Here is an 18,937-nt window from a genome sequence, read left to right as displayed (position 1 = left end):
AACGAAAAGCTCAACGATCCGAAGAAGTCCCACCAGACGGGAAGTTATCAGGTCCGTCCGTGGCGAGATCATAACGACCTACAGCGTGACGAGGTCAACTCGGTCCGTCATTGCGAGCGCAGCGAAGCAATCCAGAGCCGGACCAGGACGCCCTGGATTGCTTCGCTACGCTCGCAATGACGAACGGTATCGTCGGCGCCACGTCTTCACTATCTAAAATACATGCAGCGAAATGAATGTCACGCTGCGAAATGCATCAACACGGTAGGTAGAGCCGGATGGATCAAATCCCGACAACGGCCGATCACGCCGTCTCCCGCGACGCCGCCGTTCAGGCGCAACTCGACCGGCTCTGGTCGTTGTCGCCGGGCGCGGACGTGCTCGGGCTCGACCGGATCACCCGGTTGCTCGCGCGGCTCGGCGACCCGCACCACGCGTTGCCGCCGATCTTCCATGTCGCGGGCACCAACGGCAAGGGCTCGACCTGCGCCTTCCTGCGCGGCGCGCTGGAGGCCGCCGGGCACCGCGTCCACGTCTACACCAGCCCGCATCTGGTCCGCTTCAACGAACGGATCAGGATAACGGGCCGGCTGATCGACGATGCGGCGCTCGCGGCACTACTTGCCGAGGTGCTCGACCAGGCTGACGGGATCGGCGCCAGCTTCTTCGAGATCACCACTGCCGCCGCCTTCCTCGCCTTCGCACGGACGCCGGCCGACGCCTGCGTGATCGAGGTCGGGCTCGGCGGGCGGCTCGACGCCACCAACGTCCTGCCCGCGCCCATCGCCTGCGGTATCGCTGCGCTGGGGATCGACCATCAGGCGTTCCTCGGCGATTCGCTCGAAAAGATCGCCGCGGAGAAGGCCGGCATCGCCAAAGCCGGCGCGCCGCTGGTCACCATGCACTATCCCCCCGGCATCGCCGCGCCGATCGCCCGCGCTGCCGCGACATGCGGCGCACCATGGTATGCGCTGGACGAGGCGTGGCGCTTCACGGTTGCCGGCGACCGCCTCCACTATAGCGATGCCGTGGGGGCGCTCGACCTGCCGCTGCCCGCATTGCCGGGCGCGCATCAGAGCGCCAACCTGGCGCTCGCGGTCGCGATGCTCCGCCATCAATCGACGGTGTCCGTACCGGCATCGGCGATCGGCGTCGCCGCCACTGCGACTCGCTGGCCGGCCCGCCTGCAACGGCTCTCGTCGGGGCCACTCACCTTTGGTCTGGGTCCGGTGCCGGTCTGGCTCGACGGCGGACACAATCCCTCCGCCGGTCAGGCGATCGCCGCCTCACTTGCGCGGCTGACCGACCATGCTGCCGATCGTCCGCTGACGGTCGTCCTGGGGATGCTCGCCAACAAGGACGCGACGGGATTTCTCACACCCTTCGCCCATGCGATCGGCGACCTCGTCGCCGTCCCCGTTCCCGGACACGCCTGCCACGCGCCCGGGGGCCTGCTCGCCGTCGCGGCCCGGCTCGGCGTTCCCCGCTGCGAGACCGCGCCGGACATCCCGTCCGCCCTCACGCTGATCGCGGCACGGCCGACTCAGCCCGAGGCGATGCTGATCGCCGGCTCGCTCTATCTGGCCGGCGAAGTGCTGAGCGCCAACGACGAAGCGCCGGACTGACGCAAAATCTGCGATTGACTTGCAATAGCGGACAGGCGACCTTGCGCGGGCAAGAGGAGTCGCTTGTTCATGACCCAGCTTCCCGCCCCCGTTCTCACCACCAACGCCCTGCCGCACGCGCTGCCCGATTGTCCCAATGCGCGGGTCGTGCTCTTCGCGATGCGCCGGATGGGCGCCAACGGCCTGTCGGACGCGCGCGCCGCGCATAATTTCTTCACCAGCTTCGGAGAGGCCTTTCGCCGCCCGCTGTTGCTGATGCGCGCGTTGATGGCCGATCTCGCCGGTAATGCGACCGTCCCGATCGCGATCGCGCCATGCTGCTGCGCGCGGATGACCGCATCGGAGCAGGTGTTGCTGGCGATCCTCGCACGCGTCGAGCCGCGCACCGACAGCGCGCGGCTGTTGATGCAGGATCTGCTGGGTCAGCGCCATGTCGACGGCGCCCTGGCCAGCGCCGCCGCCCTCGCCGCCGCCTTCGCCGACGAAGGCCGGCCGGTCTGCGTCTAGGCGGCGGCGCCGTCGCGCGCGTCGCCCGGCCCCTCGGTGCCGGCGCTGCCCACCGAGCGGTCGACCAGCCCCGAACGGCTCATCCACCAGAACAGCGCCACGCCCGGCAGCGCCAGCACCACGGTCAGCAGGTAGAAATTGACATACCCCACCCGCTCGACCAGCGCCCCTGCGCTCGCGCCGGTCACGATCCGTCCGACCACGCTCGCCGCCGCAGAGATCAGCGCATATTGCGCGGCGGTGAAGCGCAGGTCGCACAGCGCCGAGAAATAGGCGACCACCGTCACCCCGCCGATCCCCGACGCGATATTCTCGAACGTCATCGCGCCCGCCAGTCCGGGGTTGCTGTGCCCCGCCGCCGCCAGCGCCGCGAAGCTGGCGTTGGACACCGCCATCAGCACCAGGCTGATCAGCACCGACCGCTTCAGCCCCAATCGCGCATAGATGACACCGCCGGCGAAGATGCCGATCAGATACGCCCAGAAACCGACCCCGACGTCGTACAAGGCGATTTCGTCGTTGGTGAATCCGGTATCATTGAGCAACAGGCGCAGCACGAGCTGCCCCAGCGTGTCCCCGATCTTGTGGATCAGGATGAACACCAGCACCACGATCGCGCCCGGACGCGCAAAGAACTGCACGAACGGCCGCCAGATCGCCGCCAGCGTGTTCCCCATCCCGCGGCGAGGCTCGACGTCGCGGTGCCGGCGCGGCTCCCCGACGATCAAACCTGCCACCATCGCCGGCAAGGCGAGCACCGCGGTCGCGAGATAGGCTGCCGTCCAGCCGTGCCGCGCCGCCACGAACAACGCTAACGACGCCGCGCCCGCCGACCCGATACGCCAGCCATACTGGCTCATCCCCGATCCGACCCCGAGTTGGCGCGGCTCCAGGATTTCGATGCGATAAGCGTCGATCACGACGTCGAAGGTCGATCCGGCCACCGCCACCAGGATCGCGGCGGTCACCGTCGCCCCGATGCTCGCGCGTGGATCGACCAGCGCCAAATTGGCCACGGCGGCGATCACCAGCACCCCCGCCACCAGCAACCACGACACCCGCTGACCCAGCGCGCCGAGCACCGGCAGCCGCACACCATCGACCACCCACGCCCACAGGAATTTGATATTATAGACAAGAAACGCGAGGCTGAAGGCCGTGACCGTCTTCTTGTCGATCCCGCTCTGCGCCAGCCGTGTGGTCAGCGTCGCCGCGATCATCGCGTAGGGAAAGCCCGAGGAAACACCCAGCGCGAAGGCGGCGAGCGGCCCTCGCTCCAGATACGGGCGGACACCGTCCACCCAGGTCCGTCCGTCCGTTCGCGCCGCCATCCACATCGCCTTCGCTAAGCCTGGCGACGGGCTTAGCGCGAAATCTCGGTCAGGTAAGCCCGCTCATCGACGATCCACCACCGAACAACCGCAATCCGCCCGGCACACGTGGCGGCTTCTTGCCCTCCGCCGCCGACTCGATCGCGTCGATCGAACCCAAAAGGTCGCGCGACGTATAAGGCTTGGCGAGGCAGCCGACCGCGACGCCCTCCGCATCGGCGGGACAACTCCCGGTGACGAACAGCGCCGGAATGCCGCGCGCCGACGCTGCGCGTGCCACATCCAGCCCGCTGCCATCGGCGAGCCTGACATCGACCAGCACCAGATCGATCGCCGCGCCGCCCTCGATCAACCGCACCGCGTCCGCGACGCGGTCGACGGTCGCGACCACATCGAAGCCCTGTTCGTTGAGCAGACGCTCGGTATCGAACGCGACCAGCGGTTCATCCTCCACCACCAGCAGCTTCTCGATGGATCGCTGTTTGCGCCCGAACAACATCGCTTGTTTCGCCCCGGTATCGTCTTCCTCGCTCAACACGGCTGACGCAAATTATGTCCCGCATCTTTCCGTGCGTGCCCGCAGACGAACGATCACGGTCCTTGTTGCAGGCGAGCGCAGACCGTAAGCGACCCGGATGGCCGACGAACGTTCCCCGCACCGCATCGCCAAGCTGCTCGCCCGCGCCGGCGTCGCCTCCCGGCGCGAGGTCGAGCGGATGATCGCCGAAGGACGCGTCGCGAAGGACGGCGTCACGCTGGATACGCCCGCCACGATCCTTCCGTCGCTCGACGGGGTCACCGTCGATGGTCAGCCGGTCGCCGCGGCCGAACCGACCCGGCTCTTCCTGTTCCACAAGCCGACCGGCGTGCTGACCGCGGAGCGCGATCCGGCAGGCCGCGCCACCATCTACGACCGACTGCCGAAGGACCTGCCGCGGCTCGTCCCCGTCGGCCGGCTCGATCTCAACACCGAGGGGTTGCTGCTCCTCACCACCGACGGCGAGCTGAAGCGCCAGCTCGAACTGCCCGCGACCGGGGTCGAACGCAGCTACCGCGCCCGCGCTTATGGCCAGATCAGCCAGGCGCAACTCGAGGACCTCATCCACGGGATCGAGATCGACGGCATCCGCTATGGCCCGATCGACGCCAATCTCGAGCGCCGCACCGGCGCGAACGTCTGGATCGAGATGACGCTGAGCGAGGGCAAGAACCGCGAGGTGCGCCGCGTGCTCGAACATCTCGGGCTGCGCGTCAGCCGGCTGATCCGGACGCGTTACGGCCCGTTCATCCTCGGCGACCTTCCGGTCGGCGACATCGGCGAGGTGCGTGTCGCTGACCTGATCGCTTTCCGCCAGACCTTGAAGGCCGCGGCACGCCAGCGCCCGCCGGTCGCCGATGTCGCGGTGCCGGGTAGCCGTCGGTCGCCGTCACCGCGCCAGCCAACCTCCGCCCGTGCAGCGCGACCGGCCGCTCCGCCACGCCCTGTTGCGGGTTCGCCCGCGAAGTCGGCGCGCCCGTCGCCCCGCCCCGCACCCGCACCCGCACCCGCGCCGACCGCCGCGCCGCGCGCCACGCCAAAGCCTGCCACACCCGCCATCGAAGAGCAGGCGGCCACGCCGCAGCGCCCCGCCCGCATCAAGCGCCAGCCGGGCTGGGCCAAGCCGAAACCCAAGCCCGGTGCACGACCACGCTCCGGCGGACCGCGGGGGCGCAAGTGAGGATCATCGCCGGTCAGTGGCGCGGTCGCCCGCTCGTCGCGCCGAAGGGGGATGCGACACGTCCCACCGCGGATCGCACGCGGGAGGCGCTGTTCTCGATGCTGACGAGCCGGGTCGGTAGTTTCGACGGGCTTGCCGTCGCGGATCTCTTTGCAGGATCGGGCGCACTCGGGCTGGAGGCGCTGTCGCGCGGCGCCACCACCTGCCTGTTCATCGAGCAGGACAAGGCCGCACTCGACGCATTGCGTGCCAATGTCGCGAAATTGGGCGCGACCGGCGCGGACATCCGCCCGGCATCGGTCATGGCCATCGGCCCGGCGCGCGCACCGCTCGACATCGTGATGATGGACCCGCCTTACGCAACAGGCGCGGGCGCGGTCGCTGCAGACAAGCTCGCGCGGCTCGGCTGGATCGGCCCGGCGACTTGGGTTTCGATCGAAACCGCCAAGGGCGAGGGCGAGGTGCCGCCCGGCTTCGTCGTCGACGCCGATCGCACGCACGGTCGCGCGCGCTTGATGGTGTTGCGGCTCGGCTGATCGTCAGGCGATCGCCACGCGTGGCCGCATCGCCAGGAGCGCGATCAGGCTCACCAACGACATCGCCGCCAGATAGCCGCCGACCAGCGACAGCCCGCCGTGCCGCGCGAGCGTCTCGGCCGCGACCGGGGTCAGCCCGCCACCGATGATCCCCGCCATGTTGAACGCCAGGCTGACGCCCGTGTAGCGCACCCGCGCCGGGAACAGCCCCGGCAGCCAGGCGCCCAACGGTCCATAGACGAAACCCATCGCGAACAGCGCCACCGCCAGACTTGCGAAGATCAACGGCGGCGATCCCGATCCCAGCCCCGGTGCCAATACGAAGCCCGCCACCACCGCGAACACGCAACCCCAGGTCAGCACATGCCGCGCATCGCGCCGATCGGCCCAAATGCCCGACAGAACGATCCCCACGGCCATGAACAGGATCGCCCCGAGTTGCATGGACAGGATCGTCGGCCGCGCGATCCCCAGCCGGGTGGTGGCATAGCCAAGAGCGAAGGCGGTCGCGATATAATAGACGGCGAAGCACGCGATCGCGCCAGCCGTCCCGCCAAGCGCCGCGCGCCAGTGATCGCGGAGCAGTTCGCCCATCGGCACGGCGGGCGGCGGGCCTTCCTCCAGCACCTGCGCAAAGGCCGGCGTCTCGGTGATCTTCAGCCTTACCCACAGGCCAAGCCCGACCAGAACGATCGACAGCACGAACGGAATGCGCCAGCCCCAGGCAGCGAAATCCTCCGCGCTCATCGCCAACCCCAATAGCAGGAACAGCCCGTTGGCGGCGATGAACCCGACCGGCGCACCCAATTGCGGCACCATGCCATAGCGTCCGCGCCATCCCGGCGGTGCGTTCTCGACCGCCAGCAACGCTGCGCCGCCCCACTCGCCTCCCAATCCGAAACCTTGTCCGAAGCGCAACAGGCAAAGCAGCACCGGCGCCAGATAGCCCGCCTGCGCGTAGGTCGGCAGGAAAGCGATCGCGAGCGTCGACCCGCCCATCAGCATCAGGCTGACGACCAGCGTCGACTTTCGCCCGATCCGATCGCCGTAATGACCGAACGCCCATGCCCCGACCGGCCGCGCGAAGAACGCCACCGCAAGGCTGGCATAAGCGGCCAGCAGTTGCGCCGAGGGGTCGCCAGCCGGGAAGAACAGCGGCCCGAACACCAATGAAGCGGCCGTCGCATAGATATAGAAGTCATAGAACTCGACCGATGTGCCGACGAGGCTGGCGAGCAGGATGCGACGATGCGAGGCGCCCGGCGCATCGGCGGGCAAAGGGGGAAACGGCCATCGCTCCTTTCCGCGCGCCGGTCGCCTCACGTCAACGCACAAAAATATGTCGTTGCAGTCACGAAATCCGATTTCGAAGACACATGGCAGCAATGTTGACGGGTTACAGGACCAATGTGCGAGATCGCCCTTCGGAGCGCATCGCATATCGCCGGGCTTCCCCCCCTCGCCCGGCTATTCCCTGAACTACGGGGCGGTCGCTGGCGGCCGCCCCGATTTTTCAATGCGCGAGCGCGTCGCGCAGTTGCGCCTTGTTCATCTTGGAACGGCCGGCGATGCCGCGCTGCTGTGCCTCGGCATATAGCGCGTCGCGGGTGCGATGGTCGCGTGCTTCCGCGGTCTTGTGTGCGACGTCGCCGGGCTGCGCGGAGAATTGCCGTCCCTTGCGCGTGTCGGCGCGCTTCTTGGCGGTCGTCCGGGCATATTCCCCGTCGCTGAGCGCTTCGCGAGCCTTCTTGGGCAGATACCGCTCGCCGGTCTTGCCGCTCTGCTTGCCCGACTTGGTGCCCCACTCCTCCTCGGTCCATTGATGGAGTGAATTGTCGGCGCCCTTGCCGCCCTTATAGCCGCCGCCACGCTTCTTGTATTCGGCTACCGCCATCTGCGCCTTGCGCGCCGACCACTGGCCGCTCTTCCCGCCTTTCGACCCGGCGGTGACCTCTTCCTTCACCTTCTCCCATAAAGCGGGATCGGACTTCTCGGCGGTTTCGGACATCGGCTGCACCTCCTCTCCGACAAACCCGTCTCGCGTCGAAAAGACGCAGGCTCAGCTCGCGGAGACGAAGCTGTCCATCACCCGCTTGCGCCCGGCCTGTTCGAAATCGATCTCCAGCTTGTTGCCCTCGATCTCCGCGATCGCGCCATAGCCGAATTTCTGATGGAACACGCGCTGCCCGACGGCAAGGTCGCCCCGCCCCTTGTTGCCGAGGCTCACCGCGGAGGCACGACTTTCGACCACCCGCACCGGCTCGCGGGTGAAGGTGCGGCTCGACCATTCGCCGCCCGGCTTGGCGCCCAGCGTTCCCGCCGCCCGCTGCCACCCCGGCCCGCGCCCCGTTCCCCGCGCCACGTCGGCAAAGGGATCGGCGCGCTCGGACCAGTTCGCGCGCCACAGGCTCTCACCCCCCGACATGCTCGTCTCGCTCTCGACATGCTGGGGGGGCAGCTCGCCGACGAATCGCGACGGGATCGAGCTGGTCCACTGGCCGTAGATCCGGCGGTTGGCGGCGTGCAGGATCGTCGCCAGCCGCCGTGCCCGCGTGATCGCGACATAGGCCAGCCGCCGCTCCTCCTCCAGCGAGCGCGTCCCGCCTTCGTCCAGCGCGCGCTGCGACGGGAACAATCCCTCTTCCCAGCCGGCCAGGAAGACCGTGTCGAACTCCAGCCCCTTGGCGGCGTGGATCGTCATGATCGTCACCTTGGGATCGTCGCGCGTCGCCTCATTGTCCATGACGAGGCTGACGTGCTCCAGGAACGCGCCGAGGTTTTCATATTCCTCCATCGCGCGCACCAGCTCGGTCAGATTTTCCAGCCGTCCCGCCGCCTCGGTCGATTTCTCCGCCTGATACATGGCGGTATAGCCGCTCTCATCGAGGATTTGCCGCGCCAGCTCGGGATGCGGCAGGTCGCGCGCCATATCGCGCCACCGCGCCACATCACCGACGAACCGACCCAGCGCCTTGCGCGCCTGCGGTGTCAGTTCATCGGTGTCGAGGATACGCGCCGCCGCGATCGACAGCGGCAGTCCTTCGGCACGCGCGAGCTGATGCAGCTTGGCGATCGCCTTGTCGCCGAGCCCGCGCTTCGGCGTGTTGACGATCCGCTCGAAGGCCAGATCGTCGGCGGGCTGATTGACGACGCGCAGATAGGCCAGCGCATCGCGGATTTCGGCGCGTTCGTAGAAGCGGAAGCCGCCGACGATCCGATACGGCAATCCGATCGCGATGAAGCGATCCTCGAACTCGCGGGTCTGATGCTGCGCGCGGACGAGGATCGCGACATCGTCGAGGCTCTTGCCCGATCGCTGCGCCGCCTCGATTTCGTCGCCGACCCGCCGCGCTTCCTCCGGGCCGTCCCACACGCCGAGCACGCGGACCTTCTCGCCCGCGTCCAGCTCGGTCCACAATTCCTTGCCGAGCCGCCCGCCGTTGTTGGCGATCACCCCGGATGCGGCACCCAGGATATGCGGGGTCGACCGATAATTCTGCTCCAGCCGGATCACCTTGGCGCCCGGGAAGTCCTTTTCGAACTTCAGGATGTTCTCGACCTGCGCACCACGCCACGAATAGATCGACTGATCGTCGTCACCGACGCAGCAGATGTTGCGCCGCTCCTGCGCCAGAAGCCGCAGCCAGAGGTACTGAACCGAGTTGGTGTCCTGATATTCGTCGACCATGATGTAACGGAAGCGCTGCTGATACTGCTCCAGCACGCTCCGATCGCGCTTCAGGATCGTCAGAACGTGCAACAACAGGTCACCGAAGTCGCAGGCGTTCACCGCCTTCAATCGGTCCTGATATTGCTGGTACAGCTCGCCGCCGCGCCCGTTCGCGTACCGCTCGCTCTCGCCTGCATCGACGTCCGCGGGCACTAAGCCCTTGTTCTTCCACTCGTCGATCAACCCGGCGAGCGAACGTGCGGGGAAACGCTTTTCGTCGATATCGGCGGCCAGCACGAGTTGCTTGAGCAACCGCAACTGATCGTCGGTGTCGAGGATCGTGAAATTGCTCTGTAATCCCACCAGTTCGGCATGACGCCGCAACATCTTCGCGCCGATCGCATGGAACGTGCCGAGCCACGGCATCCCCTCGACCGCGTCGCCGACCAGCCGCCCCACACGCTCGCGCATCTCGCGCGCGGCCTTGTTGGTGAAGGTTACCGACAGGATTTCAGAGGGATAGGCGCGCCGCGTCCACAGCAGATGCGCCAAACGCGCCGTCAGCGCGGCGGTCTTGCCGGTGCCGGCGCCGGCCAGCACCAGCACCGGGCCGTCAGTCGTCAGCACCGCCTCGCGTTGCGGGGGGTTGAGCCCGGCCAGGTAGGGCGGGTCCTGCGTAGCGGCGGAAAGGTCGGTCACGCCGAACAGGTAGGGAACGCAGACGCCGCGGGCAAGCGAAACGGCGATTCGTTACAGTCATCGAAGCGTCGCGGGGCAGACGCACCGCCGTAAAGCAGGGCGCCTAGGCGTGATCGCGTCGCCAGCAGGCCGTGCCGGCAAGTCGCCCGCTTCGGTGCAGAGGCGACGCATGGAGCGGCCGCCGACCCACGCCAGGAGTAACGTCGATGAACCGCTTTGATTTTGCCGCGCTTGCGGCCTCGCTGACGCTCGCCCTTTTACCGTCCGTCGCTGCGGCCGATGCGAACCGCGTCGCGCTGACCGCGCGGGTCGCTGTACACGATCTCGACCTGACCACCGACGCCGGGCAGCGACAATTCCGGCGCCGCGTCGACTACGCTGCTGCGATGATCTGCGGCTCCGGTATGAACCTCCGTGACCGGCTGGACGTGCTGCGTTGTCATAGCGAGATGCGCAAGGACGCGCAGGTTCGGCTGGCGGCACTCACGCGCACACGCGGAGTCGAACTGGCGGCCGTTACCGCTCGCTGACTTCGACAAGGGCCGGACGTTGAAGACGAAGCCCGGCCCTTGTCACGGCACCCCGGCCATGCAATCAAGAACATAATAGCAACGCAGGAGAGGTGCCATGCCGATCACCGGCCAATGCCATTGCGGCGCGGTCCGCTATACCGCCGATGGAGCATCAGCCCACCACGCGCTTTGCCATTGCACCGATTGCCGGCGCTGGTCGGGAGCGCCGATGGTCGGCTGGATGGCATTTCGCGACGATCAGGTCACCGTCAGCGGCGAAGTGCAGCGTTACGGCTCATCCGAACATGGCGTTCGTGAATTTTGCGCGCAGTGTGGCACCGGCCTCTTCTATCGCAATCCGACAGTGCTGCCCGGGCTCGTCGACATTCAGACCGGTACGCTGAACGATCCGCAGGAGCACCCGCCGGGCGCGCAGATCATGTGCAAGGAACGTTTGGCATGGCTTGACCGGGTCGACGCGCTGCCAGCGTTCGCGAATTACCCCGGCGTGGACTGATCTACTTTATTCGTTGAGCGACTGACCGGGATTGGCCATCGGTCATCAAACTGTCACGCTTCACGCCGACAGCGCGACTCGTCATGGCATCCAATGTCCTTGAGGCGTCGCCTTCGTCACCTGCCGCAGTATCGCGGTCGTTCGACGGTCCGGTTCATCCATTTGCGCGATATGCCTTTCTGGCCGCCGTCGCTCTGGGATTCGGCTATGCCGGCATCAGCATCCTGATCGACACGCAGCAGGTGGGTGAGCAACTCGCCCTGGGCGTGTTCGCCTTTCTCGGCCTTGCCCTGCTGATCGCGTTGGGATTCGAGTTCGTCAACGGCTTCCACGACACCGCCAATGCGGTGGCGACCGTCATCTACACCAATGCGCTTCCGGCGCATTTCGCGGTGATCTGGTCGGGCTTCTTCAACTTCCTGGGCGTCATGCTATCGTCCGGGGCGGTCGCCTATTCGATCATCACCCTGCTGCCGGTCGACCTGATCCTGAACGTCGGGTCGGGTGCGGGGTTCGCCATGATCTTCGCGCTGCTCTTCGCGGCGGTCCTGTGGAATCTGGCGACCTGGTACGTGGGCTTGCCCAACAGCTCCAGCCACACGCTGATCGGCTCGGTACTCGGCGTGGGTCTCGCCAATCAGTTGCTGACCAGCGACAGCGGCGGGACATCGGGCGTCGATTGGAGCCAGGCGACCAAGGTGCTGACCGGCCTGTGGATGGCGCCACTGATCGGCTTTTGCGCGGCGGCGCTGCTTCTGCTGACGATCCGGCTCGTGGCGCGCAATCCGCAGTTGATGACCCCGCCGGAGGGCGACGCGCCTCCTCCTCGCGGCATCCGCGCGCTGCTGATCTTTACCTGCACGGCGGTGTCGTTCAGCCACGGATCGAACGACGGTCAGAAGGGCATGGGCCTTATCATGCTCATCCTGATCGGTTGCGCGCCGACCGCCTATGCGCTGAATCGCACGCTGCCCGCGAGCGAGACGCCCGCTTTCGTCCAGAGTGCCGCCGATGCGCGCGCAACATTGGCCCAGCATGGAGCGACGCCGGTCGATTTCGGCAAGGCGCGCGAGGTGTTGCGCACGTCGCTGAAGAAGCGCGACGTGCTGAACGGTCGAACCTATGGCGCGACGATTGCCGTATCGGACGATCTCGCCCGTCGCGTCGCCAGCTATGGCTCGCTCAGCCAGGTTCCGGCCAGCGCGGCTCCCAACATCCGCAACGACATGTACCTCGTGATGGACACGACCCGGATGATCGCGGCGGCGGAGGATAACGGGTTCAACGAAGGCGAAAAGGCGGTGCTCACCGATTATCGCACGGCGCTGGAGCGCGGCACGCGCTTCATCCCGCTGTGGGTGAAGGTCGCGGTGGCGCTGGCGCTCGGGCTCGGCACGATGGTCGGCTGGAAGCGGATCGTCGTCACCGTCGGCGAGCGGATCGGCAAGCAGCACATGACCTATGGCATGGGCGCATCGGCCGAACTCGTCGCCGCCGGGACGATCCTTGCCGCGGATCGGTTCGGCTTGCCGGTCTCGACGACGCACATCCTCTCATCGGGGATCGCGGGCGCGTCGGTGGCAAGCGGACATGGTCTGCAACGCCGTACCCTGATCCAGCTTGCCGCAGCCTGGTTGATGACGCTGCCGGTGGCGATGCTGCTCGCAGGGGGGCTTTACTGGTTGCTGCTGACGATCGTCAGGACCGCCGGGCTGTAGTCGCCGGCGGTGCCGGGCACCAACGTCAGCCGGATTACTTCTTGCAGCTGATGCTCCGCGCGCCGATCCCTATGTGCCGAAGTTCGGTTCGGCACATAGATCAACCGCGGGACGACGCGAGCAAGATCCGCCTCTCAGGTCTCGACCGAAAGCAGTGTCACGCCGGCATATCGTTCCTCACCCGGCACGAACAATTCGCTGGGCTTGAACCGACGCGGGGTGATGCGCAGCGCAGTGAGCCCGGCCAATTTGAAGGCCCCGATCTTGGGCTCTTTCGGCGGCTGACCGTCTCGCTCCAAAGTCAGGGCGTCGAGATAAATTTCGCCATGCTTGGTGTAGAGGATATGCGGAGCCAGCGTGACGCTTCCACGATTGTACATCGCGGCGATCGCCTGCAATTTGACGATCGCCTCGAAGACGACGGGAACGGTATCGGGCACCACCGGCGCAGGCCGGCTGTCGGTTTCGGCACTCATCGCGCGCCCCATAGCCGATCGTGCCGCACCGCAGCAAGATTAACGGAGAGAAACGCTGCGTTCCTGCACGGGACGGTCAGCGCGCATCCAGCAATTTTTGCGCGAAGTACGTCATCTGCAGCGCCTGCAATCGTGCGCCCTGCTCGATATCGGCGTCACCCGAATGGCCGCCGGCGGTGTCCTCGTAAAACAGATAGGGCAGGCCATACTCCTTGAGCCGCGCCGCGAATTTCCGCGCATGTTGCGGGCCGACGCGATCGTCCTTGGTGGTCGTCCAGATATACGGCTCGGGATAGGCCACCCCGCGCTTGATGTTGTGATAGGGTGATATAAGGCGCAGGAACGCGCGTTCCTCGGGCACCGATACCGAGCCGTATTCGTCGACCCAGGAAGCGCCGGCGGCGATCTTTTCGTAGCGCAGCATGTCGAGCAGCGGGACCTGGATCGTCACCGCTTTCCATAGGTCGGGATGCTGGTTGAACTCGACTCCCATCAGCAGCCCACCATTCGATCCGCCGTAGATGCCGAGCTTCGCCGCACTCGTGAAGCGCCGCGCGATCAGATCCCTGGCGACCGCTGCGAAATCGTCGTAGATCACCTGCCGCTTCGTCTTCCGCCCCGCATCGTGCCATGCTGGGCCGAATTCGCCCCCGCCGCGAATGTTGGCAAGGACATAGGCACCGCCGCGCTCCAGCCACAGTTTGCCGGTGATCGCGGAATAGCTTGGCAGCATCGGCAATTCGAAGCCGCCATAAGCCGTCATGATCGTCGGCGTGCTGCCATTACGCGGCGCGTCGCGGCGATGGACGATGAAATACGGCACCTTCGTGCCATCCCGCGACGTGGCCTCATATTGATCGGCAACCAGACCGGCGGCGTTGAACTTCGCGGGCAACGCCTTGACCTGCGCAGGCGCTGCAGCGCTGCCGGCGACGAAGCGGGCCAGCGTCGTCGGCGTAAGGAAGCCGGTCGTCACCAGAAACGCATCGTCGTTGCGATCGCTGGTTCCGACGATCCCGAAGCTGGCGTTGTCGGGCAGCGCCATCGGCTGCGCGCGCCAGCCGCTCGCCGTGGGAGTGAAGACGCTGATGCGACCGCGAACATTGTCGGTATAGTCGAGGATCAGGTGATGGCGGGTGGCGTCGACGCCGCTCACCGCCTGCCGGGCGGTCGGCGCGAAGATCAGCGATGGCGCGATCCGGCCAGCTTCCAGTTCCTTGAGCGATACGGAGGCCACACCGCCGGTGGGGATCGCGCCCCACGGCTCACTGGTCGTGAAGACCACCCGGCCATCGATCATCGCCGCGGGCGCGGTGCGCGCCGGCAAATCGAGCTTCGTCACGCCGGCCGGCGTCCACAACAGCCGCTCGGCGCCGAAGAAGGTCTTCTGCCGCTCGATGAACACCGCGCGATTGCCCGCGCCATCGGTGATTACGCTGGCATAGGTACCAAGCTGGTCGTCGGGCGCGCCCCGGAAGACTTCGACCGCCTGCGACAACGGCTGTCCGCGCGTTACCTTCTTCACGACGAACGGGTAGCTAGACGCAGTCATCGTGCCCGCGCCCCAGTCGCGACTGACCAGCAGCGTATCGCTGTCGAGCCATACCGCCCCCTGCTTCGAGGTCGGCAGCACGAAGCCGTTCGCCACGAACTGCCCGGCCGCGAGGTCGAATTCGCGATAGGTAATCGCATCCTCTCCGCCTTCGGATAGTGCGATCAGGCAACGCCGTTCTTCGGGCGCAAGGCAGGTCATGCCCTTGTAGACCCACTTGTGGCCCTCGGCCTTGCTCAGTGCGTCGATGTCGAGCAGCGTGCGCCATGCCGGTGCCGGGGCCGCATAGTCCTCGCTCGTCGTCCAGCGCAGAATGCCCTGCGGATGATCGGCATCGCGCCAGAAGTTGAGGATTCGTCCCATTACCTGCTGGGGCATCGGGATGCGGTCCTTGGCCGCCGCGATCGCCAGCGCTTCGGCATAGAATTCGGGATAGCGGGGGTCATGCTGAAGGCGCGGGAGCGTGCGTGCATTCTCGGCGGCGACCCACGCCTGCGCACGCGCGCCGTCCTTGTCCTCGAGCCAGATATAGGGATCAGCGTCCGTCGTGCGCTGCGCCCAGGCGGCGGCCGCCGCCATCGTCAAGGCCGCACCCGCCAGCAACCAACCGATCCGCTCGCGCTTCATCCTGCTCGCTCCGTTCGTCATGAAGGTATTGTGCGATACCAATCCGGCGGGAACAAGCCCGCCGGCCGCGCGTCGATGTCGACTAGCACGCTGTTGCTGCCGGCCCTCATGCCGTTCATTTCGATGTGGTTCGCCACCGCCTGGCGCATGTCGTGATTCGGGAGCGCATGACCGGGGGGCTGCGGTCGGACTGATCTGTGCCAGGCTGCCAGGGCCCGCTGATGCCTCAGCCGCGTGCGCCGATCCACGCCAGCCACAGCCAGCCGCCGATCAGCAGCGTGCCGCCGATCGGCGTGACCGCGCCGAGCCACCGCGGAAAATCGAGCGCCATCAGATACAAGCTCCCCGCGAATACGGCACCGCCGGCGAGGAACAGCCACGCGGGGCCGCGCGCCTCGAAGCGCAGCGCGACCAGCGCCGCCACTGCATGGACGAGTTGGTAGTGCGCGCCGGTCTTCAACCATTCGACCGCGGCGCCCGAAGCACCATGCGCGCCGAACGCCCCGGCACCGACCGCGATCGCACCGGAAAGCGCCGCCAACAGCAAAATTGCGTTCACGGCCGTTCTCCCCCGCCCCATGGATGATGCTCCGCAATCATCGCTCGTGCCGTCAGCGGATCGGCGGCCTCGATCTGGATGCGTAGCCGCTCCTTGTCGCTGGCGCGGTACATCTGCTCGGCACGATCGATCTCGCCCGGCGCGATGCCGAGGCCGTTCATCGCCAACCGCGCCATCTTCACGGCCGATTCCAGCACCTCGCGCACCACGGCGCACGCCGGACCGTTCTTGAGCCTGATGAGCGCCCGGCGATCGAAGGCGCGGACGTACAGTGCTGCGTCCGGGAACGCCTCATGGATCGCCTCGAGTTGCTCGAGCGAGAGTTGATCGCCGTCCATGCAGAACAGGATCAGTTCGGCCTCGCTCGCGCCGGCCTGACGCAGCAGATCGAGCCGCGTACCGTCGCCATAATAGACCTTCGATCCCAATTCCCCGGCGATGTCGATCATCTCGATATCTGTGTCGATCAGCGTGACCGGGATGTTCTGCGCCATCAGCATCTGCCCGACGGTCTGCCCGAACCGGCCATAGCCCACGATGATCGCGTTCGCGCCATCCGCCCGCGGCCCGTCGCGGTCGGTCTGTGCGGCGATCGGCGCCTCGCGGAAGCGGCGCGTGAACATCATCAGGAAGGGCGTCGTCGCCATCGACAAGGTGATGATCGCGCCGAACAGGCTCGCAGCGTCCGGGGCGATCAGAAGGGCCTGTTGTGCCTGGGCGAGCAACACAAACCCGAATTCACCCCCCTGGCTGAGCAACAGCCCGAGCGCCAGCGCCTGCCGCCAGCCCATGCGAAAGACGAGCCCCAGCGCGGTGATGATCCCCGCCTTGGTCGCGATCAGCGCGGCGGCCATCGCGATCACGAAGATCGGGCGATCGGCGATCGCCTCAAGGTTGAGCATCATGCCGACCGCGAGGAAGAAGAGCCCGAGCAGGATCGCGCGGAACGGCTCGACATCGGCCTCCAGTTCGTGGCGGTACGGGCTGTCGGCCAGCATCACCCCGGCGACGAACGCCCCGAGCGCGGTCGACAGGCCGAGCCGTTCCATCACCGCCGCAGCGGCGATCACGGTGAACAGCGCGGCGAAAACGAACATCTCGCGCTCGCCCAGATGGCCGATCAGGCGGAACAACGGACGCAGCACGAAGCGGCCGGCGGCGACCAGCCCGACGATCGCCAGCACCGTGTAGAGCCCGAGGACCCACCCCTCCGGCCCGCTGGTCGCGGCAGGGTTGCGGCTCATCGCGGCGATGATCGTGATCATCGGGATGATCGACAGATCCTGGAACAGCAGGATCGAAAAGGCACGCTCTCCGAAAGGCGTACGCAGCCGGCCGGAGGATTGCAGCATCGGCAGCACCTGCGCGGTCGACGACAGCGCCAGCGGCATCCCGACCGCCAGCGCCGCCGCCAGCGAAAAGCGCGCCGCCAGCGCCAGGATCGCCGCCAGCGCGACGCCGCACGCCACGACCTGGATCAGCCCGAGGCCGAAGATGTCCTCCTTCAACCGCCACAGGCGCTGCGGGCTCAATTCCAGCCCGACGATGAACAACAGCAAGGTGATGCCGAGTTCGGCGAACCCCAGCTTCGCCTCCGCATCGCCGACGAGCCCGAGCAGGTGCGGCCCAACCACCGCGCCGGCGACGAGGAAGCCCAGGGTCGCACCCAGCCCGAGGCGTCGGAACAGCAGCACGAACACCAGCCCGGCGCCGAGCAGGATCGTGCCGTCGCGGATCATCGAAAGATCGGCGTGTTCCATCAGCCCCCTCGCGCTTGGCGGGCCTGGGCCGCGGCGTCGGCGGCGGCTTCGAACGCGAGGCGGATCGAGGGATGGCGCGCGGTCAGTTTCAGCCCCGGCGTGAAGAGATCGAGCCCCGGCCACGCGGGAAGCTCGCCCCCGCCGGCCAGCCAGTGCGTCAGCGCATCGCGCGCGTCGGCCAGTTCCTCGACCGAGCGACCGATCGCGTGCCGCGCGAGCAGCGTCGAGGACGCCTGACCGAGCAGGCAGGCGCGGACCTGCGTCCCCAGCGCCGCGACCCGCCCGTCCTCGCCGAGCCGCACGTCTATCGTCACGCGGCTGCCGCAGATCGGCGAGCGCCGCTCGGCCGAGCCATGCGCGTCGGGCAGGCGATCGGGGAACGGATTGCCGATCGCCAGCGCACTGATATCCGGGGTGTAAAGATCGAGGCTCATGAAGATCCGTCGCTGTTGCGGGTGGGGGTGCGCGGCCCGAACACCGGCTGCCCCTTGCGCCGCCGGTCGACGAAATCGGCAACCGCACCGCTGGTCGCCACCATCAGCGGGAAGGTGCGCGCATTCTTGAGCCACGCCGGTCGGTGCGACGGTCCGCCGCCGGTCAGGTCCAGCATCAGGATGAAGAACAGGAAGGCGAGGCTGGCCAGGATCAATCCCTTCAGCGCGCCGAATCCGAAGCCCAAAGCGCGGTCGATCGGCCCAAGCACCGAGGTGCGGGTGCGTGACGAAATCGCGTTAATGATCAAACGGCTGACGAGATAAGTGCCGCCGGTCAGCAGCACGAACGCCAGCACCGCCGCGCCCGACACGCTGGCGATCGACCCCGCCAGCGCCTTGGCCAGCGGCAGGTGGAAGATCTTGAGCGCGAAGATCATCGCGACCCAGGCGAACAGCGCCAGCACCTCGCCGACGAACCCGCGCCGCGCGCCGCCGATCGCCGTCAGCGCGACGAGCACGAGAACGACGATATCGAACGGTTCGAGGTTCATGCAGCCCTCCTTATGGCGCGATCCGCCCTCCGGCTAGGGCTGGATGTTGGCGAAGGTGCCGCAAAACGCGTCCCTATGCGCGATGGGGCGCTCTGCGCGGTTCTCCCGGAACGGCCAGCCTGGCATATGTTGGAGCATGTAGGAC

At 67.1% G+C, this 18,937-nt stretch carries 18 protein-coding genes; 7 read left to right on the top strand and 11 right to left on the bottom strand.

What is annotated here, in order from left to right; all coding sequences use genetic code 11:
* Positions 1-278 precede the first annotated feature (278 nt).
* Together PGN16_RS04990 and PGN16_RS04985 are read left to right on the top strand one after the other, a co-directional pair.
* Positions 279-1,625, top strand: a complete 1,347-nt coding sequence (locus PGN16_RS04990) for a bifunctional folylpolyglutamate synthase/dihydrofolate synthase (protein ID WP_335308283.1) — start codon at positions 279-281, stop codon at positions 1,623-1,625.
* A gap of 69 nt (positions 1,626-1,694) precedes the next feature.
* The gene (locus PGN16_RS04985; RefSeq protein ID WP_335308282.1) at positions 1,695-2,132 is read left to right on the top strand and encodes a DUF6628 family protein; all 438 of its coding nucleotides are present in this window, start codon (positions 1,695-1,697) and stop codon (positions 2,130-2,132) included.
* On the opposite strand, the gene PGN16_RS04980 is transcribed toward PGN16_RS04985, so the two are convergent.
* Positions 2,129-3,463 (bottom strand): AmpG family muropeptide MFS transporter, encoded by a 1,335-nt coding sequence (locus PGN16_RS04980; RefSeq protein ID WP_335308281.1) that lies wholly within the window; start codon positions 3,461-3,463, stop codon positions 2,129-2,131. The genes PGN16_RS04985 and PGN16_RS04980 overlap by 4 nt on opposite strands.
* Before the next feature lie 49 nt (positions 3,464-3,512).
* On the bottom strand, positions 3,513-3,962 hold the full coding sequence (locus PGN16_RS04975; protein ID WP_335308280.1) for a response regulator: 450 nt from the start codon (positions 3,960-3,962) through the stop codon (positions 3,513-3,515).
* Between the two features lie 136 nt (positions 3,963-4,098).
* Here PGN16_RS04975 and PGN16_RS04970 point away from each other — a divergent pair, with 136 nt between their 5' ends.
* The gene (locus PGN16_RS04970; protein ID WP_335308279.1) at positions 4,099-5,181 is read left to right on the top strand and encodes a pseudouridine synthase; all 1,083 of its coding nucleotides are present in this window, start codon (positions 4,099-4,101) and stop codon (positions 5,179-5,181) included.
* The gene (gene rsmD / locus PGN16_RS04965; protein ID WP_335308278.1) at positions 5,178-5,717 is read left to right on the top strand and encodes a 16S rRNA (guanine(966)-N(2))-methyltransferase RsmD; all 540 of its coding nucleotides are present in this window, start codon (positions 5,178-5,180) and stop codon (positions 5,715-5,717) included. The genes PGN16_RS04970 and rsmD overlap by 4 nt, the downstream gene beginning before the upstream one ends.
* Before the next feature lie 3 nt (positions 5,718-5,720).
* Here the strand turns inward: rsmD and PGN16_RS04960 are convergent, their stop codons facing one another.
* The 3 genes from PGN16_RS04960 to PGN16_RS04950 all read right to left on the bottom strand — a co-directional run bounded on the left by PGN16_RS04960 (position 5,721) and on the right by PGN16_RS04950 (position 10,095).
* On the bottom strand, positions 5,721-6,995 hold the full coding sequence (locus tag PGN16_RS04960) for an MFS transporter (RefSeq protein WP_335308392.1): 1,275 nt from the start codon (positions 6,993-6,995) through the stop codon (positions 5,721-5,723).
* Positions 6,996-7,230: 235 nt separating this feature from the next.
* The gene (locus PGN16_RS04955; protein WP_335308277.1) at positions 7,231-7,725 is read right to left on the bottom strand and encodes a DUF5872 domain-containing protein; all 495 of its coding nucleotides are present in this window, start codon (positions 7,723-7,725) and stop codon (positions 7,231-7,233) included.
* A gap of 51 nt (positions 7,726-7,776) precedes the next feature.
* Complete coding sequence (locus PGN16_RS04950) at positions 7,777-10,095, bottom strand: ATP-dependent helicase (RefSeq protein ID WP_443019581.1); 2,319 nt, start codon at positions 10,093-10,095, stop codon at positions 7,777-7,779.
* A gap of 197 nt (positions 10,096-10,292) precedes the next feature.
* On the opposite strand from PGN16_RS04950, the gene PGN16_RS04945 reads away from it, so the two are divergent.
* From PGN16_RS04945 to PGN16_RS04935, 3 genes are all read left to right on the top strand, one after another.
* The gene (locus PGN16_RS04945) at positions 10,293-10,616 is read left to right on the top strand and encodes a UrcA family protein (protein ID WP_335308275.1); all 324 of its coding nucleotides are present in this window, start codon (positions 10,293-10,295) and stop codon (positions 10,614-10,616) included.
* A 97-nt stretch (positions 10,617-10,713) separates the two neighbouring features.
* Complete coding sequence (locus PGN16_RS04940; RefSeq protein WP_335308274.1) at positions 10,714-11,115, top strand: GFA family protein; 402 nt, start codon at positions 10,714-10,716, stop codon at positions 11,113-11,115.
* A gap of 83 nt (positions 11,116-11,198) precedes the next feature.
* A complete protein-coding gene (locus PGN16_RS04935) occupies positions 11,199-12,833 on the top strand; it encodes an inorganic phosphate transporter (RefSeq protein WP_335308273.1) in 1,635 nt (544 codons plus the stop codon).
* A 134-nt stretch (positions 12,834-12,967) separates the two neighbouring features.
* On the opposite strand, the gene PGN16_RS04930 is transcribed toward PGN16_RS04935, so the two are convergent.
* The 6 genes from PGN16_RS04930 to PGN16_RS04905 all read right to left on the bottom strand — a co-directional run bounded on the left by PGN16_RS04930 (position 12,968) and on the right by PGN16_RS04905 (position 18,792).
* Positions 12,968-13,309: a hypothetical protein gene (locus PGN16_RS04930; protein WP_335308272.1), complete on the bottom strand. Its 342-nt coding sequence runs from the start codon at positions 13,307-13,309 to the stop codon at positions 12,968-12,970.
* Positions 13,310-13,385: 76 nt separating this feature from the next.
* Positions 13,386-15,509 carry a prolyl oligopeptidase family serine peptidase gene (locus PGN16_RS04925; protein ID WP_443019578.1) on the bottom strand — a complete coding sequence of 708 codons (2,124 nt, stop codon included), beginning with the start codon at positions 15,507-15,509 and terminating at the stop codon, positions 13,386-13,388.
* A 205-nt stretch (positions 15,510-15,714) separates the two neighbouring features.
* The gene (locus PGN16_RS04920; protein WP_335308271.1) at positions 15,715-16,068 is read right to left on the bottom strand and encodes a DUF423 domain-containing protein; all 354 of its coding nucleotides are present in this window, start codon (positions 16,066-16,068) and stop codon (positions 15,715-15,717) included.
* On the bottom strand, positions 16,044-17,807 hold the full coding sequence (locus PGN16_RS04915; protein WP_335308270.1) for a cation:proton antiporter domain-containing protein: 1,764 nt from the start codon (positions 17,805-17,807) through the stop codon (positions 16,044-16,046). Before PGN16_RS04915 ends, PGN16_RS04920 begins: the two co-directional genes overlap by 25 nt.
* Positions 17,807-18,241 (bottom strand): iron-sulfur cluster assembly scaffold protein, encoded by a 435-nt coding sequence (locus PGN16_RS04910; RefSeq protein ID WP_335308269.1) that lies wholly within the window; start codon positions 18,239-18,241, stop codon positions 17,807-17,809. The genes PGN16_RS04915 and PGN16_RS04910 overlap by 1 nt, the downstream gene beginning before the upstream one ends.
* Positions 18,238-18,792 (bottom strand): CvpA family protein, encoded by a 555-nt coding sequence (locus PGN16_RS04905; protein ID WP_335308268.1) that lies wholly within the window; start codon positions 18,790-18,792, stop codon positions 18,238-18,240. The genes PGN16_RS04910 and PGN16_RS04905 overlap by 4 nt, the downstream gene beginning before the upstream one ends.
* Between the last annotated feature and the right edge of the window lie 145 nt (positions 18,793-18,937).

Origin of the sequence: Sphingomonas phyllosphaerae, assembly GCF_036946485.1 — a bacterium.
In the GTDB taxonomy this organism is placed as follows: Bacteria; Pseudomonadota; Alphaproteobacteria; order Sphingomonadales; family Sphingomonadaceae; genus Sphingomonas; species Sphingomonas phyllosphaerae_E.
The sequence above is the reverse complement of the archived record's forward strand: the minus strand, read 5'-3'. Positions and strand labels throughout refer to the sequence as shown.